13 protein-coding genes are annotated in these 15,119 nt (G+C 61.8%); 1 reads left to right on the forward strand and 12 read right to left on the reverse strand.

Translation table 11 applies throughout. The features are described from left to right. Positions 1-133: 133 nt before the first annotated feature. The 12 genes from ACP7C6_RS03390 to leuC all read right to left on the reverse strand — a co-directional run bounded on the left by ACP7C6_RS03390 (position 134) and on the right by leuC (position 14,071). Positions 134-793, reverse strand: a complete 660-nt coding sequence (locus ACP7C6_RS03390; RefSeq protein WP_028617113.1) for an SPOR domain-containing protein — start codon at positions 791-793, stop codon at positions 134-136. After that, positions 777-2,084 (reverse strand): bifunctional tetrahydrofolate synthase/dihydrofolate synthase, encoded by a 1,308-nt coding sequence (folC, locus tag ACP7C6_RS03395; RefSeq protein ID WP_028617114.1) that lies wholly within the window; start codon positions 2,082-2,084, stop codon positions 777-779. The genes ACP7C6_RS03390 and folC overlap by 17 nt, the downstream gene beginning before the upstream one ends. Further along, positions 2,081-3,001: an acetyl-CoA carboxylase, carboxyltransferase subunit beta gene (gene accD / locus ACP7C6_RS03400; RefSeq protein WP_016976632.1), complete on the reverse strand. Its 921-nt coding sequence runs from the start codon at positions 2,999-3,001 to the stop codon at positions 2,081-2,083. Before accD ends, folC begins: the two co-directional genes overlap by 4 nt. 244 nt (positions 3,002-3,245) lie before the next feature. Then, positions 3,246-3,878 (reverse strand): phosphoribosylanthranilate isomerase, encoded by a 633-nt coding sequence (locus tag ACP7C6_RS03405; protein WP_028617115.1) that lies wholly within the window; start codon positions 3,876-3,878, stop codon positions 3,246-3,248. A gap of 64 nt (positions 3,879-3,942) precedes the next feature. After that, positions 3,943-4,767 (reverse strand): tRNA pseudouridine(38-40) synthase TruA, encoded by an 825-nt coding sequence (gene truA / locus ACP7C6_RS03410; RefSeq protein WP_028617116.1) that lies wholly within the window; start codon positions 4,765-4,767, stop codon positions 3,943-3,945. 141 nt (positions 4,768-4,908) lie between these two features. Next, a complete protein-coding gene (locus ACP7C6_RS03415; RefSeq protein ID WP_426108255.1) occupies positions 4,909-7,461 on the reverse strand; it encodes a FimV/HubP family polar landmark protein in 2,553 nt (850 codons plus the stop codon). A 162-nt stretch (positions 7,462-7,623) separates the two neighbouring features. Then, positions 7,624-8,634, reverse strand: coding sequence for an aspartate-semialdehyde dehydrogenase (locus ACP7C6_RS03420; protein WP_028617118.1), 1,011 nt, complete (start codon positions 8,632-8,634; stop codon positions 7,624-7,626). A gap of 150 nt (positions 8,635-8,784) precedes the next feature. Next, positions 8,785-9,897, reverse strand: a complete 1,113-nt coding sequence (gene asd / locus ACP7C6_RS03425; RefSeq protein WP_016976627.1) for an aspartate-semialdehyde dehydrogenase — start codon at positions 9,895-9,897, stop codon at positions 8,785-8,787. A 64-nt stretch (positions 9,898-9,961) separates the two neighbouring features. After that, entirely contained in the window at positions 9,962-11,044 is a 1,083-nt protein-coding gene (leuB, locus tag ACP7C6_RS03430; protein WP_028617119.1) for a 3-isopropylmalate dehydrogenase, read from the reverse strand. 53 nt (positions 11,045-11,097) lie between these two features. Next, the gene (locus tag ACP7C6_RS03435) at positions 11,098-11,862 is read right to left on the reverse strand and encodes a class I SAM-dependent methyltransferase (protein ID WP_028617120.1); all 765 of its coding nucleotides are present in this window, start codon (positions 11,860-11,862) and stop codon (positions 11,098-11,100) included. Between the two features lie 135 nt (positions 11,863-11,997). After that, positions 11,998-12,642, reverse strand: a complete 645-nt coding sequence (gene leuD, locus ACP7C6_RS03440) for a 3-isopropylmalate dehydratase small subunit (RefSeq protein ID WP_017256547.1) — start codon at positions 12,640-12,642, stop codon at positions 11,998-12,000. Between the two features lie 10 nt (positions 12,643-12,652). Continuing rightward, positions 12,653-14,071, reverse strand: a complete 1,419-nt coding sequence (gene leuC / locus ACP7C6_RS03445) for a 3-isopropylmalate dehydratase large subunit (RefSeq protein WP_426108256.1) — start codon at positions 14,069-14,071, stop codon at positions 12,653-12,655. A gap of 140 nt (positions 14,072-14,211) precedes the next feature. Between leuC and ACP7C6_RS03450 the strand changes: the two genes are divergently transcribed. Beyond that, complete coding sequence (locus ACP7C6_RS03450; RefSeq protein WP_028617122.1) at positions 14,212-15,102, forward strand: LysR family transcriptional regulator; 891 nt, start codon at positions 14,212-14,214, stop codon at positions 15,100-15,102. The last annotated feature ends 17 nt before the right edge of the window (positions 15,103-15,119 follow it).

The raw sequence follows: 15,119 nt of genomic DNA on the forward strand, positions 1-15,119 counted from the left end.
CGGCTGCTTTGCAAATCAACGGGTTGTACCCCTGAATGTAGGAGCCCGGCTTGCCGGCGATAGCGATTTTATAGATGCCATCGCCGGCAAGCCGGGCTCCTACAGGTCGGCCACACGTCAAGCAGGGATCAAATCAGCCGCGTTCAGGCTGGAAACGGGTCACAAAACCCTTGAGGTTCTGCTGGCGATCCAACAAGTCCCGCAGGCGATCCGCCTCGGCGCGCTCGATCAGCGGCCCAATAAACACGCGGTTTTTGCCGTCGGCGCTGCGGATATACGCGTTATAGCCCTGGCTGCGCAGCTTCTTCTGCAAAGCATCAGCGCCTTCGCGGTTACCCAGGCTGGCCACTTGAATCGACCAACTGATCGGCAAGCCATTCGGATCAATACGGCTCTGGCCCACATCCGGCTTGCCCGGTGCCGCAGGTTGCGGCGCTACCGGCTTCGGTGCGGGTGCAGGCGCGGCAGGCTTGGCCGCTACGGTCGGCGCAGGCGCCGGCTTGACCACCGGCACGCTCGGCTGAACCGGCATCGACGGCGCTTGCTGGGCCGCAACCTCAGCATCGCTCGGCACCGGCTCTTCTTCCGGCAAGGCCTGGGGCTCAGGCACCACCACCGGTTCAACCTGTACTTGCGGCACCGACGGCGCCTGCGGGGCAGCCGGCGCTTCGACGACTACTTGACGCTCCTCGTCCTGACGCGAAAACAACATCGGCAGGAAAATCACCGCCAACGCCACCAGAACCAGGGCTCCGACCATTCGCTGCTTGTATGCGCTATCCAGTAATGCCATGTGCAGCTTCCTCCGTGGAGCGCCGGGCCAACCACTCGAGCGCCTCGGCAACACAATAAAATGACCCGAACAACAGAATCTCATCATCGGGGGTGGCAAGGGCGCACTGTGCTTCAAGGGCAGCGGTCACGCTTGCATACGACGCCACCGGCGCACCAAGGTTCTGCAAGGCCACTTCCAGCTCGGCGGCCGGACGGCTGCGCGAGGTATCCAGTGGCGCTACAGCCCACGCCTGGACATTGCCCAGCAAGGGTGCAACTACACCGTCCAGATCCTTATCGGCCAGCAAGCCAAAGACTGCAAGGCGACGACCGACCGGCGGCGTACGCGACAGGCGTTGTGCCAGGTACTCGGCCGCATGGGGGTTATGCCCCACGTCCAGCAACAGATTCAGGCACTTGCCTTGCCATTGGAACGCACGACGATCCAATCGCCCGACCACACGGGTCGATAGCAAGGTGGCAGCAATCTGCCCGGCATTCCACGGCAAGTCCAGCAACAGATAGGCCTGCAGTGCGAGCGCGGCGTTTTCCATTGGCAGGTTCAGCAGCGGCAGGTCGCGCAGCTCTATTGCCTGGCCGCGAGCATCGTGCCCACGCCATTGCCAGTGTTGCGCACCGATTTCGAGATTGAAGTCGCGACCTCGCAGGAAAAACGGGCAATCCAGCTCGCGCACCTTGTCGAGCAAGGTGTGCGGCGGATCCAGGTCGCCGCACAGCGCAGGCTTGCCCTGGCGGAAGATCCCGGCTTTTTCATAGGCCACGGATTCGCGGGTATTGCCCAGGTAGTCGGCGTGGTCCACACCAATACTGGTGACCAACGCCAGGTCGGCATCTACCACGTTGACCGTGTCCAGACGCCCGCCCAGGCCGACCTCCAGCACCACCACATCCAGTTGCGCACGCTCGAACAGCCAGAACGCCGCCAGGGTGCCCATCTCGAAGTAAGTCAGGGAAATCTCGCCACGGCCGGCATCGAGCGCAGCAAAGGCTTCGCAGAGTTGCTCATCGGTGGCTTCGACACCATTGAGCTGCACCCGCTCGTTGTAACGCAGCAGGTGCGGGGAATTGTAGACGCCAACTTTCAGCCCTTGGGCCTGCAGCAGCGCCGCGACAAAGGCACAGGTAGAGCCCTTGCCGTTGGTGCCGGTCACCGTGATCACGCGCGGTGCCGGCCGGCCCAACCCGAGGCGGGCCGCTACCTGTTGCGAGCGCTCCAGGCCCATGTCGATGGCGGACGGATGCAACTGCTCAAGGTAGGCGAGCCATTCGCCCAGGGTACGCTGGGTCATAGGTTTGCAGGCACCGGCGGCACGACAATCGGTTCAACCTTAGGCGCGACGTACACAGGCGTCGGCAGGCCCATCATTTGTGCCAGCAGGTTGCCCAGGCGTGGACGCAGTTCACCGCGCGGAATGATCAAGTCGATCGCACCGTGCTCAAGCAAGAATTCGCTACGCTGGAAACCTTCCGGCAGTTTTTCACGCACGGTCTGCTCGATCACACGCGGGCCGGCAAAGCCGATCAGGGCCTTTGGCTCGCCGACGATCACGTCACCCAGCATCGCCAGGCTGGCGGAAACGCCGCCGTAGACCGGGTCGGTCAGCACGGAGATGAACGGGATGCCTTCTTCGCGCAGACGCGCCAGTACCGCAGAGGTCTTGGCCATTTGCATCAGGGAGATCAGGGCTTCCTGCATGCGCGCACCGCCGGAGGCGGCGAAGCAGATCATCGGGCAACGGTTTTCCAGGGCGTAGTTGGCAGCGCGAACAAAGCGCTCACCGACGATGGCACCCATGGAGCCGCCCATGAAGGAGAACTCGAACGCCGACACCACGACAGGCATGCCGAGCAGTTTGCCGCTGACGGAAATCAGCGCGTCCTTCTCGCCAGTCTGCTTCTGCGCGCCGACCAGACGGTCCTTGTACTTCTTGCTGTCGCGGAACTTGAGGCGGTCAACCGGCTCCAGGTCTGCGCCCAGCTCGTTGCGGCCTTCGGCGTCCAGGAAGATGTCAATGCGGGCGCGAGCGCCGATACGCATGTGGTGGTTGCACTTGGGGCAAACGTCCAGGGTCTTTTCCAGCTCCGGACGGTACAGCACCGCGTCGCAGGATGGGCACTTGTGCCACAGACCTTCAGGAACCGAGCTTTTCTTCACCTCGGAACGCATGATCGAAGGGATCAGTTTGTCTACTAACCAGTTGCTCATGCTTTCTTTCTCCAGTACCGGTGGCTTGAACACAGCCCCGCGTATGCCCTTGAGCTAAATTCATATGTGGCGATGAAACATGCTGGACGGGGTCAGACGTTCGACCGGCCTTTTCCCGCATGTCCCCTCAGCCTTCCAGACAACCTGCCAGCGCAGGGTTGCCACTTCGTTTCCAGGCCACCCTCAGGCGGCACCGGGCTGTTTTACACAGTGGTAGTTATGGACGGCGGCAGACTGCCAGCCGTCACATCCGGTCACTGCTGTTGCGCACGGCCTGCATGAATGCGCGAATCTTGCTGTGATCCTTGATGCCCTTGCCCTGCTCCACGCCGCCGCTGACATCCACGGCATAGGGTCGCACCTGCTCTATCGCCGACCCGACATTGCCGGGGTTGAGCCCGCCGGCCAGGATGATCGGCTTGCTCAAGCCAGCAGGAATCAGCGACCAATCAAACGCCTCACCGGTGCCGCCGGGCACGCCCTCGACATAGGTGTCGAGCAGAATCCCACGGGCGCCACCGTAGGCGGCACACGCTGCCGCGATGTCATCCCCGGCCTTCACGCGCAACGCCTTGATGTACGGACGCTGGTAGCTCTCACATTCGTCCGGCGTCTCGTCGCCGTGAAACTGCAGCATATCCAGCGGTACGGCATCCAGGGTTTCGTTGAGTTCGCAACGGCTGGCGTTGACGAACAACCCCACGGTGGTCACGAAAGGCGGCAAGGCGGCGATGATCGCCCGCGCCTGCAACACATTCACCGCCCGCGGGCTCTTGGCATAGAACACAAAACCGATGGCATCCGCCCCCGCCTCGACCGCCGCCAGCGCGTCTTCTATGCGGGTAATCCCGCAAATCTTGCTGCGAACGGCTGACATGTCGTGGAAACCCCAGGGATTGGACCGAGAAAGTCCCGGATGGTAACAAAAGCTTTTCCGGGCGTCAGCCGCCAAGTTCGCTGAAACCTGTGAGGAAGTGTGGCCCGATGAAACGTTCCGGCAATTCGAACTCGTCGCGGTACTCCACATCCACCAGGTACAGGCCGAACGGATGCGCCGTGACCCCACCCGTACGGCGGACGCGGCTTTCCAGCACTTCCTTGGCCCACTCCACCGGGCGCTCGCCGGTGCCGATTGTCATCAGCACCCCGGCAATGTTTCGAACCATATGGTGCAGGAACGCACCGGCACGGATATCCAGCACGATCATCTTGCCGTGACGGGTCACCCGCAAATGATGGACCTCCTTGATCGGCGACTTGGCCTGGCACTGGCCGGCACGGAAGGCGCTGAAATCATGCACACCCACCAGATGCTGCGCGGCCTCGGCCATGCGCTCGGCGTCGAGCGGGCGGTGGTTCCAGGTGATTTCTTCGTTGAGGTGCGCAGGGCGGATCTGGTCGTTATAGATCACATAGCGATAACGCCGCGCGATGGCCTTGAAGCGCGCATGAAAATGCGCCGGCATGACCTTGGCCCAACTGACGCTGACGTCGTGGGGCAAATTGATATTAGCGCCCATCACCCAGGCCTTCATGGACCGCTCAGCCTGGGTGTCGAAGTGCACCACCTGGCCACAGGCGTGCACGCCTGCATCGGTGCGCCCGGCGCACATCAGCGATACTGGCGAATCAGCGACTTTCGACAGTGCTTTTTCCAGGGTTTCCTGCACCGTCAGTACGCCGGACGCCTGACGCTGCCAGCCGCGATAGCGCGAGCCTTTGTATTCCACGCCCAGGGCGATGCGGTAAAAGCCTGCGGCCGCCATTTCGGCGGCCGCGTTATCTATATTTGCCAAGAACTGAGAGCCTGATGAGTTGCGCAAAGACGGCCATTATAAAGACCGTAAAGCGTGATGGGCACTTTTGTTACGGATTGGCCCGCTCCCACACTGGATAGGCGTCGCCGGTTAAATGCGACCGAGCATTTCCTTGGCCTCGCCGCGCTGAGTCTCGTCGCCCTCAGTCAGCACTTCGGTGAGGATGTCTCGCGCACCGTCCGCATCGCCCATGTCGATATACGCCTGGGCCAGGTCGAGCTTGGTGGCCACCTCGTCTGTGCCGGAGAGGAAGTCGAATTCCGGCTCATCGTCGCCCTTCGCCGCATCTTCTGCGGTGAAGGAAGGCTCGATGGACGGATGTTCCAGGCTCTGGGACAAACGGTCCAGCTCGGCGTTGACATCGTCCAATTCGGACGCAAATGCATCAGGCTTGGCCGCTACTTCCGGCTCATCGGCCAGGGACAGGTCAAAATCCTCCGGCAGATCGAAGTCGTCCAGTGCCGCAGGTGTGAGGGTCGGCGGCTCTACGGCCGGCGCATCCTTCATCTGCTCTTCCAGGCCAGAGAGGAAGTCGTCATCGGATTGCGCCGAAGCCGGGGCGTCCAACTGCAGGTCCAGGTCGAAGTCCGACAGGTCGTCCGGGCTGGCCTTGGCTTCAGTCTGCTGCTTTAGAAGCGACTCAAAGGTTTGCTGATCGTCCTTGACCTCGGCCGGGGAAGCTTCTTCGAGATCGTCCAGGCTCAGGTCAAAATCGGTATCAAAGGCCTCCGGCTGCGCAGGCGCCGGTTTGTCTTCGAGCAAATCCTTGACGTATTGAGCGTCCAGGGCAGCAGCGGCCACCGCCGCACTGACACCCGCCGCCAGCACGGCCATGGCCGGGAAGCGACTCTTGAGCTGCTCGACCTGGGCATGGTTGTCACCATTGGCCACCAATTGGCGCTCCTGGGTCACGAAGCCGTCCTTGTTGTTTTGCAGACCGTAGACTTCCATCAGCTTCAAACGCAGGTCGCTGCGCTTGGGCTCCTGCTTGATCGCCCGCTCCAGCACGTCGGCAGCCTGGTTCAGGTGACCACGGTCGACGAGAGAAAGGGCTTGGGCCAGCGCATCGCTGGAGTTCGCCGGGGCCACGGCAACCGCCAGAGGCGCCAGCACGGAAGCGACGGTCGGCACGGCAACTGCAGGCTCAACCGCAGGGGCTGGCACCGGAGCGGCGGCCAGCTTGACGTTTGGCGGCGGCACCTCCAGGCCTTCGAAGCTGTCTGGCGGCAAGTCCTGGTCGATGTTCGAGGTGAATACTGGCTCTTCCGCCAGGGCCCGCGCCATACGCAGGTGTTTTTCCTCTTCGCGACGGGCGTTGCGATGGCGTATCCCCAGCAGCAGGAGCAAAAACGCCAATAACGCTGCAGCGCCGCCGATCACCCATAGAACGATAGGGTTGGTCAGCAGGTCGTTGAATTTGCCCTCGTTGGCGGCAGGCGTTGCATCCGCCTTGACCGGCTCAGGCACTGGCGCGGCCGGTGCCGGGATCGCAGCGGCTGCGTCGGGCGCTGCCGCATTGGCCGCCGGCTCACCCGCCAACTGCGCAGGCATTGCCGCCGTGACCGGAGCTGTCGGGGCGCCTTTCTCAGCCTGCAGACGCGCGAGCTGATCGTTTTTCAGTTGAATCAGTTTCTGCAACTTGTCCAACTGGCTTTGCAGGTCTGCTGCGCGACTTTTGAGTTCTTCGTTGTCGCGACGGGTGGTGTCCAGTTGCTCCTGGGTCATCGCCAGTTTGTCGCTCAACCCCGCACTATCGCCCGCCTTGCCCTTGGCCCCCTTCTTGGCCGCTTCGGCAGAAACCAGGCTCAGGTTGTCCTTGGCGTTAGTGCTCGCCGGGGCATTGCCGGCCTGGGTGCGTTTGGTCGCGTCCAGTTGCTGCTTGCCCGCCGTCGGGTTGGTGGCGGCGCGTCGGCCTTGGCGCCAGGCGGCATTCTGCGCGCTGACTTCGGCGATCGCCTGGGGTTGCGGCAGCGCGGTGCTTTGTACGGGATCAGGCAGGCGCAGGACCTGGCCGGTCTTCAAACGGTTGATGTTGCCGTCGATAAACGCGTCAGGATTCAGCGCCTGGATCGCCAGCATGGTCTGCTGTACCGAGCCGCCGTTGCGGTTTTTTGCGGCAATTTCCCACAAGGTGTCGCGGGAGGTGGTGGTGTGCTGCGCCGGCTTGCTCGCGGCCGGCGCGCTGCTGGCCGGAGCCGCCAGGCGCGGTGCCGGCGCGGCGGTCGTCGGTGCCGGCTGGTCGAACTTGGCCGGGTCGAGCAACACGCTGTAGTCACGCATCAGACGGCCATTAGGCCATTGCACCTGCAACAGGAAACGGACGTAGGAATCAGGCAGCGGCTTGCTGGAGGTGACGCGCACCACACTGCGGCCGTTTGGATTGACCACCGGGGTAAACGTCAGGTCATCGAGAAATGCCTGGCGATCAACGCCCGCGTCCACAAACGCCTGGGACGAAGCCAAGCTCGGCGTGATCTCGGACGCCGTGAGGCCGCCGACATCGAGCAATTCGATTTCCACCGCCAACGGCTGGTTCAACTTCGACTTGAGGGTCATCTCCCCCAGCTGCAGCGCCTGCGCCATACCGGAGGACAGCGCCGAGGCGGCCGCTATTGCTAACACCAGTTTGCGAACTTGAACCATAGCCTCATCCTTTGTTTGAACACTCCCCGGCCTGCGAGAAGGTTGGTAACCGCTGCCATAAGGCATGGCGAGCCGATAGGTCACCGACGCGCAACTTTTCCTGCCTGGGGCCAAGCATAGCGCTTGGCTAGAATCAATCTACAAATTGCCGCCAAGTATCTTTTACGCAAGGCCTTTTATCAACAACTGCGCCAGCTGCACGGCGTTCAGTGCGGCGCCTTTGCGTACGTTATCTGACGTCAGCCACAGATTTAGTTCCGCCGGGTCATCCACACCTGCGCGAACCCGTCCTACATAGATCACGTCCTGGCCTACCGCATCGCCCACCGCCGTTGGGTAGTCACCCTCCTCCACAAGCTCTATTCCTGTCGCTGCGTCGAGCAGGCGGTTCACGGCGGCGAGGTCGACCGGTGCGCCCAGTTGCAGAGACACAGTCAGGCTATCGCCAAAAAACACCGGGGCTTGAACGCAGGTTGCGGAAATCTTTAGTAATGGAGTTTCCAGCACTGCACGCAATTCGTGTATCAGCCTTTTCTCCAGATCAGTATGACCTTGGGCGTCCGGCTTGCCGACTTGTGCCAAAAGATTGAAAGCAACCTGCCGATCAAAGAAAGTGGGCTCCAGCGGGCGCATATTCAGCAACTCGGCGGTTTGCCGGGCCAGTTCGCTGACGGCTTCACGCCCCTGGGACGACATCGCCAGGTTGGCGGTAACGCTCACGCGCTGGATATCCAACAGACTGCGCAATGGCGCCAGGACTACCGCCAAATGGGTCGCCGACGGGCTTGGGCTGCCGAGCCGGAAGGGTTTTTCCAGGCCGTCGAGCACATGGGCATTGGCTTCCGGCACCACGCGCGGTGCCTGTTCGGCCGACAACGCGCCGGACAAGTCGATCACCGAGCAGCCCGCCGCCGTGGCACGCGGCGCGAAACTCAAGGTCACCGCCGGCCCCGCTGCAAAGAACGCCAGCTGTGCTTTGCCGAAGTCAAACTCATCGACTTCCCTCACCCGCACGTTCTTGCCACGAAACGGCACCGACGCACCGGCGGAATTACTGCCCGCCAGCAGATGCAGGGTACCCACCGGGAAGTCCAGTTCTTCGAGGATCTGCACCAGGGTTTCACCCACGGTGCCGGTGGCGCCAATCACGGCGATATCAAAGGTCTGGGTCATGGAGGCTGCCTCGGGCATTGCGGGGGGAGCGGCACTTTACCGGGTGGCTGGGGGTGAGGCAATTAACCCGGCTTTTGTGGTGTGGCTGATGGCCAATAAAAAACCCGCGCCTGTCACCAGAACGCGGGTTTCTTCAACACATCAAAGCGATCAACGCTCCAGCAAGATCCGCAGCATCCGGCGCAGCGGTTCGGCCGCGCCCCACAGCAGTTGGTCGCCTACGGTGAACGCACCGAGGAACTGGCTGCCCATGTTCAGCTTGCGCAGGCGGCCCACCGGTACATTCAGGGTGCCGGTGACCTTGGTCGGGCTCAGCTCCTGCATGCTGATGTCGCGGTTGTTCGGCACCAGCTTGACCCAAGGATTGTGCTGGCTGATCAAGGCTTCGATATCACTGATCGGTACGTCTTTGTTCAGCTTGATGGTCAGCGCCTGGCTGTGGCAGCGCATCGCGCCGATACGCACACAGATGCCATCCACCGGGATCGGGCTCTTGAAGCGACCGAGGATCTTGTTGGTCTCGGCCTGGGCCTTCCACTCTTCACGGCTCTGGCCGTTCGGCAGCTCTTTGTCGATCCACGGGATCAGGCTGCCGGCCAATGGCACGCCGAAGTTCTCGGTCGGGTAGGCGTCGCTGCGCATGGCTTCGGCCACACGGCGGTCGATGTCGAGGATCGCGCTGGCCGGGTCGGCCAGTTGATCGGCGACAGCGGCGTGGGTCGCGCCCATCTGTTTGATCAGCTCACGCATGTTCTGCGCGCCGGCACCGGAGGCCGCCTGATAGGTCATGGCGCTCATCCACTCGACCAGGCCGGCTTCGAACAGGCCACCCAGGCCCATCAGCATCAGGCTGACGGTGCAGTTGCCGCCGACGTAGTTCTTGGTGCCCGCGTCCAGCTGCTGGTCGATGACCTTGCGGTTCACCGGGTCGAGGATGATCACGGCATCGTCCTGCATACGCAGGCTCGACGCGGCGTCGATCCAGTAACCCTGCCAGCCGGCTTCACGCAGCTTCGGGAAGACTTCGCTGGTGTAGTCGCCACCCTGACAGGTCAGAATCACGTCGAGGGTTTTCAGCTCTTCAATGTTGTAGGCGTCCTTGAGCGGGGCAATATCCTTACCCACGGACGGCCCTTGGCCACCAACGTTCGAAGTGGTGAAAAACACCGGCTCAATAAGATCGAAATCCTGCTCTTCCAGCATCCGCTGCATGAGCACGGAACCGACCATACCGCGCCAACCGATCAGACCTACACGTTTCATCGCAACTACACCTTGTTAAAAAGTGGGCCGCCTTGCAGCAACAACTGCAAGCGGGCCCGAGAGATTACAGATTCCGCAGCGCGGCGACTACTGCGTCGCCCATTTCTTGCGTACCGACCTTGGTGCAACCCTGCGACCAGATGTCGCCGGTGCGCAAGCCCTGGTCCAGAACCAGGCTCACGGCCTTCTCGATCGCGTCCGCCGCGTCCGCCAGGTTGAAGCTGTAACGCAGCATCATCGAGACCGACAAAATCGTCGCCAACGGGTTGGCAATGCCCTGGCCCGCGATGTCCGGCGCCGAACCGTGGCAAGGCTCGTACATGCCCTTGTTGTTGGTATCCAGGGAAGCCGACGGCAGCATGCCGATGGAACCAGTAAGCATCGACGCCTGGTCGGACAGGATGTCGCCGAACAGGTTGTCGGTGACGATCACGTCGAACTGCTTGGGTGCACGCACCAGTTGCATGGCCGCGTTATCGACGTACATGTGGCTCAATTCGACGTCCGGGTAGTCCTTGGCCACTTCTTCGACGATTTCACGCCACAGCTGGCTGGAGGCCAGCACGTTGGCCTTGTCCACCGAGCAGACCTTCTTGCCACGCACACGGGCCATGTCGAAGCCGACACGGGCGATACGGCGGATTTCACTCTCGCTGTACGGCAGGGTGTCGTAGGCCTGGCGCTCGCCATTTTCCAGCTCACGCACGCCACGTGGCGAGCCGAAGTAGATACCACCGGTCAGCTCACGCACGATCAGGATATCCAGGCCCGCGACCACTTCCGGCTTGAGGCTCGACGCATCGGCCAGTTGCGGGTAGAGGATCGCTGGGCGCAGGTTGCCGAACAGGCCCAGTTGGGCACGGATTTTCAGCAGGCCGCGCTCAGGGCGGATGTCACGTTCGATCTTGTCCCACTTCGGGCCGCCCACGGCGCCGAGCAGTACGGCGTCGGCCACACGCGCACGGTCCAGTGTCTCATCGGCCAGCGGTACGCCATGCTTGTCGATGGCGGCGCCGCCGATCACGTCGTGGCTCAGCTCGAAACCCAGGCTGTACTTGCTGTTGGCGAGTTCCAGCACCTTGACCGCTTCGGCCATGATTTCCGGACCAATACCGTCGCCAGGGAGAATCAGAATCTGCTTGCTCATGCGTTCCTCATTTCATCAAGCGACCCGCCCGTGGGCAGGTCGGGAAAAATCAATCAGCGTTCAGCGAAGACCACCAGCACGTCGGTGCTGAAGGTACCGTCGGCCTGAATTTCGTAATAATCGCGCACTTCCTGGCCCATCGCCTTTTGCAGCTCAAGGATGGCAGCGCGCAGTACTTCTGGTGTGCGCATGCGCTCGACCCACGAGGTGTATTCCAGGCGCAGACGCTGGCGACTGCTGGTGCGCACATGCAAGCCGGATTCGCTGAGCTGCTGCATCCATTCGGCGGCGGCGTAATCGCGCACGTGGCTGGTGTCGCGCAGCACTTCGACGGTTTGCAGGTAAGTGTCCAACAGCGGGCTGCCCGGTGACAAGACGTCGACGAACGCGGCCACACCACCCGGTTTGAGCACGCGGCGCACTTCACGCAGCGCCAGGCCGAGGTCGCTCCAGTGGTGGGCCGAGTAACGGCTGAACACGAAGTCGAACTCGCCATCGGCGAACGGCAGGCGCTCGGCGGCGCCGTGGACGGTGCGGATGTTGTCCAGACCGCGATCTGTCGCCGCAGCGGCGACTACGTCGAGCATCTGCTGGGACAGGTCGTAGGCGACGACTTCTTTGACCAGTGGCGCCACATGGAAACTGACGTGACCGGCACCACAGCCCAGATCCAGCAGTCGTGCAGCGCCCTGCCCGGCCAGTTCGGCCTGGAGCAGCGCGAATTCGGTGCCTTGGGCGTGCACGGCACTGCTCAGGTAGGCGGAGGCTTGCTCGCCGAATTGTTTTTGCACGACTTGGGTGTGGGCGGTGGTGGTCATGGTGATTTCCTTGGGTTTTGTGGTGTTGGTACGGGCGTTATCGCAGGCAAGCCAGCTCCCACAATTGACCGTGTTAACAGGTCAACATGTGGGAGTCGGGCTTGCCCGCGATGGGGCCCGCACGGTTACCGCAAATCAGGCATCGCGAAACAACCAAGGCTGGCTCGCCCGGTGCTTGGCTTCAAACGCGGCAATCGCATCGCCGTCCTGCAAGGTCAGGCCGATATCGTCCAAGCCGTTGATCAGGCAGTGCTTACGGAACGCATCCACTTCAAAGTGATACACCTTGCCGTCTGGACGGGTCACAGTTTGCGCGGCCAAGTCGACGGTCAGCTGGTAGCCCTCTTCGGCTTCCACCTGCTTGAACAGCTCGTCGACTTCCTCGTCGGTCAAGATGATCGGCAAAAGGCCGTTCTTGAAGCTGTTGTTGAAGAAGATGTCGGCGTAGCTCGGCGCGATGATGCTGCGAAAGCCATATTCTTCCAGGGCCCACGGCGCGTGTTCACGGCTGGAACCGCAACCGAAGTTCTCACGGGCCAGCAGTACGCTGGCGCCTTGGTAACGGTCGGCGTTGAGAACGAAGTCCTTGTTCAGCGGGCGCTTGGAGTTGTCCTGGTAGGCGTAGCCCACGTCCAGGTAGCGCCACTCGTCGAACAGGTTCGGGCCGAAGCCGGTGCGTTTGATCGACTTCAAGAACTGCTTGGGGATGATCTGGTCGGTGTCGACGTTGGCACGATCCAAAGGGGCGACAAGGCCGGTGTGTTGAGTAAAAGCACGCATCGGGTATTCCTCAGATCAATTCGCGAACGTCGATGAAACGACCGTTGACGGCCGCCGCAGCGGCCATGGCCGGGCTGACCAAGTGGGTACGCCCACCCGCGCCCTGACGCCCTTCGAAGTTACGGTTGGAGGTGGACGCGCAATGCTCGCCCGATTCCAAACGGTCCGGGTTCATCGCCAGGCACATCGAGCAGCCTGGCTCACGCCATTCAAAACCGGCTTCAAGGAAGATCTTGTCGAGGCCTTCGGCTTCGGCTTGCGCTTTGACCAGGCCCGAACCCGGCACCACGATGGCTTGCTTGATGGTCGACGCCACTTTGCGGCCCTTGGCGATCACCGCCGCTGCGCGCAGGTCTTCAATCCGCGAGTTGGTGCAGGAACCGATGAACACGCGATCCAACTGGATATCGGTGATCGCCTGGTTGGCCTGCAAACCCATGTACTTCAAGGCGCGCTCGATGGAACCACGCTTGACCAGGTCGGCCTCTTTGGCCGGGTCCGGCACGTTCTGGTCAACGGCCAGGACCATTTCCGGCGAAGTGCCCCAACTGACTTGTGGCTTGATCTGAGCAGCGTCGAGTTCGACCACGGTGTCGAACACCGCATCGGCGTCGGAGACCAGGTCTTTCCAGGCTTCTACCGCAGCGTCCCAATCCGCGCCTGCCGGAGCGAAAGGACGACCCTTGACGTATTCAACGGTCTTTTCGTCCGCCGCCACCATGCCCACGCGGGCACCGGCTTCGATGGACATGTTGCAGATGGTCATGCGGCCTTCGATGGACAGGTCGCGAATGGCGCTGCCGGCGAACTCGATGGCATGGCCGTTACCGCCGGCGGTGCCGATCTTGCCGATCACGGCGAGGACAATGTCTTTGGCGGTCACACCGAACGGCAATTTGCCCTCAACGCTAACCAGCATGTTCTTCATTTTCTTGGCGACCAGGCACTGGGTGGCGAACACATGCTCCACCTCGGACGTGCCGATGCCATGGGCCAGGGCGCCAAAGGCACCGTGGGTCGACGTGTGCGAATCACCGCAGACCACGGTCATGCCCGGCAAAGTGGCGCCCTGCTCCGGGCCGATCACGTGCACGATGCCTTGACGCACGTCATTCATCTTGAATTCGGTAATGCCATATTCGTCGCAGTAGTCGTCGAGGGTCTGCACCTGCAAACGCGACACCTGGTCAGCAATGGCTTCGATGCCGCCCTTGCGCTCAGGGGTGGTGGGCACGTTGTGGTCAGGGGTGGCGATGATGGAGTCGACGCGCCAAGGCTTGCGCCCGGCCAGACGCAGGCCTTCGAACGCTTGGGGCGAGGTCACTTCATGGATGATGTGACGGTCGATATAGATCAGCGACGAGCCATCGTCGCGCCGTTTCACTTCATGGGAATCCCAAAGCTTGTCGTAAAGCGTTTTGCCGGCCATCAGTCGGTCCTCATCAGCGGTGTTTCTTTATGCCGGGCTTTTCAATAACCCTTTGGCTTGTGAGGCTGATGGTATGGCGCTACATTAAATAACTCAAATTCATATTTTTTATGCTTTGGATTACCAACTGGAATACCACAATGGACCTGGCCAACCTCAACGCCTTTATTGCCATCGCCGAGACCGGCAGCTTCTCCGGCGCGGGTGAACGCCTGCACCTGACCCAACCGGCCATCAGCAAGCGTATTGCCGGCCTGGAGCAACAATTGAAGGTGCGCTTGTTCGATCGCCTGGGTCGGGAAGTCGGTCTGACCGAGGCTGGACGGGCCTTGCTGCCCCGCGCTTATCAGATTCTCAACGTGCTGGACGACACGCGTCGCGCCCTGACCAACCTGACCGGCGAAGTCAGCGGCCGCCTGACCCTGGCCACCAGCCACCACATCGGCCTGCATCGCTTGCCGCCGGTGCTGCGTACTTTTACCCGGGAATACCCGAATGTGGCGCTGGATATTCAGTTCCTCGATTCGGAAGTGGCCTACGAAGAAATCCTCCATGGCCGCGCCGAAGTGGCGGTGATCACGCTGGCGCCCGATCCTCACAACCTGGTGCGCGCCACCCCAGTCTGGGACGACCCGCTGGATTTCGTGGTGGCGCCGGAGCACAGCCTGATCAGCAACGGACGCATCAGCCTGGCCGATATTGCCGGCCACCCGGCGGTTTTCCCCGGTGGCAACACCTTTACCCACCATATCGTCAGCCGGTTGTTCGAGGCCCAGGGCCTCACGCCGAACATCGCGATGAGCACTAACTACCTGGAAACTATCAAGATGATGGTGTCCATCGGCCTGGCCTGGAGCGTGTTGCCGCGCACCATGCTCGATGATCAGGTGGCAAGTATCGCTTTGCCGGGCATACAGCTCAGTCGCCAGCTAGGCTATATCGTGCACACCGAAAGGACGCTGTCGAATGCTGCGCGGGCTTTCATGAGCCTATTGGATGCACAAGTCGATCTGCCAGGGACCCCGGCATGAAACTGTGCGGCCTCAAG

The organism is Pseudomonas sp. TWR1-1-4 (assembly GCF_049897165.1).
GTDB lineage: Bacteria > Pseudomonadota > Gammaproteobacteria > Pseudomonadales > Pseudomonadaceae > Aquipseudomonas > Aquipseudomonas canadensis.

What these genes read in the sequence shown, in the direction of transcription:
- leuD (WP_017256547.1), bottom strand. Translation starts at nt 12,642, where the DNA reads ATGCGTGCTTTTACTCAACACACCGGCCTTGTCGCCCCTTTGGATCGT.
- ACP7C6_RS03435 (WP_028617120.1), bottom strand. Translation starts at nt 11,862, where the DNA reads ATGACCACCACCGCCCACACCCAAGTCGTGCAAAAACAATTCGGCGAG.
- leuC (WP_426108256.1), bottom strand. Translation starts at nt 14,071, where the DNA reads ATGGCCGGCAAAACGCTTTACGACAAGCTTTGGGATTCCCATGAAGTG.
- folC (WP_028617114.1), bottom strand. Translation starts at nt 2,084, where the DNA reads ATGACCCAGCGTACCCTGGGCGAATGGCTCGCCTACCTTGAGCAGTTG.
- truA (WP_028617116.1), bottom strand. Translation starts at nt 4,767, where the DNA reads ATGGCGGCCGCAGGCTTTTACCGCATCGCCCTGGGCGTGGAATACAAA.
- ACP7C6_RS03415 (WP_426108255.1), bottom strand. Translation starts at nt 7,461, where the DNA reads ATGGTTCAAGTTCGCAAACTGGTGTTAGCAATAGCGGCCGCCTCGGCG.
- ACP7C6_RS03420 (WP_028617118.1), bottom strand. Translation starts at nt 8,634, where the DNA reads ATGACCCAGACCTTTGATATCGCCGTGATTGGCGCCACCGGCACCGTG.
- ACP7C6_RS03390 (WP_028617113.1), bottom strand. Translation starts at nt 793, where the DNA reads ATGGCATTACTGGATAGCGCATACAAGCAGCGAATGGTCGGAGCCCTG.
- asd (WP_016976627.1), bottom strand. Translation starts at nt 9,897, where the DNA reads ATGAAACGTGTAGGTCTGATCGGTTGGCGCGGTATGGTCGGTTCCGTG.
- leuB (WP_028617119.1), bottom strand. Translation starts at nt 11,044, where the DNA reads ATGAGCAAGCAGATTCTGATTCTCCCTGGCGACGGTATTGGTCCGGAA.
- ACP7C6_RS03450 (WP_028617122.1), top strand. Translation starts at nt 14,212, where the DNA reads ATGGACCTGGCCAACCTCAACGCCTTTATTGCCATCGCCGAGACCGGC.
- accD (WP_016976632.1), bottom strand. Translation starts at nt 3,001, where the DNA reads ATGAGCAACTGGTTAGTAGACAAACTGATCCCTTCGATCATGCGTTCC.
- ACP7C6_RS03405 (WP_028617115.1), bottom strand. Translation starts at nt 3,878, where the DNA reads ATGTCAGCCGTTCGCAGCAAGATTTGCGGGATTACCCGCATAGAAGAC.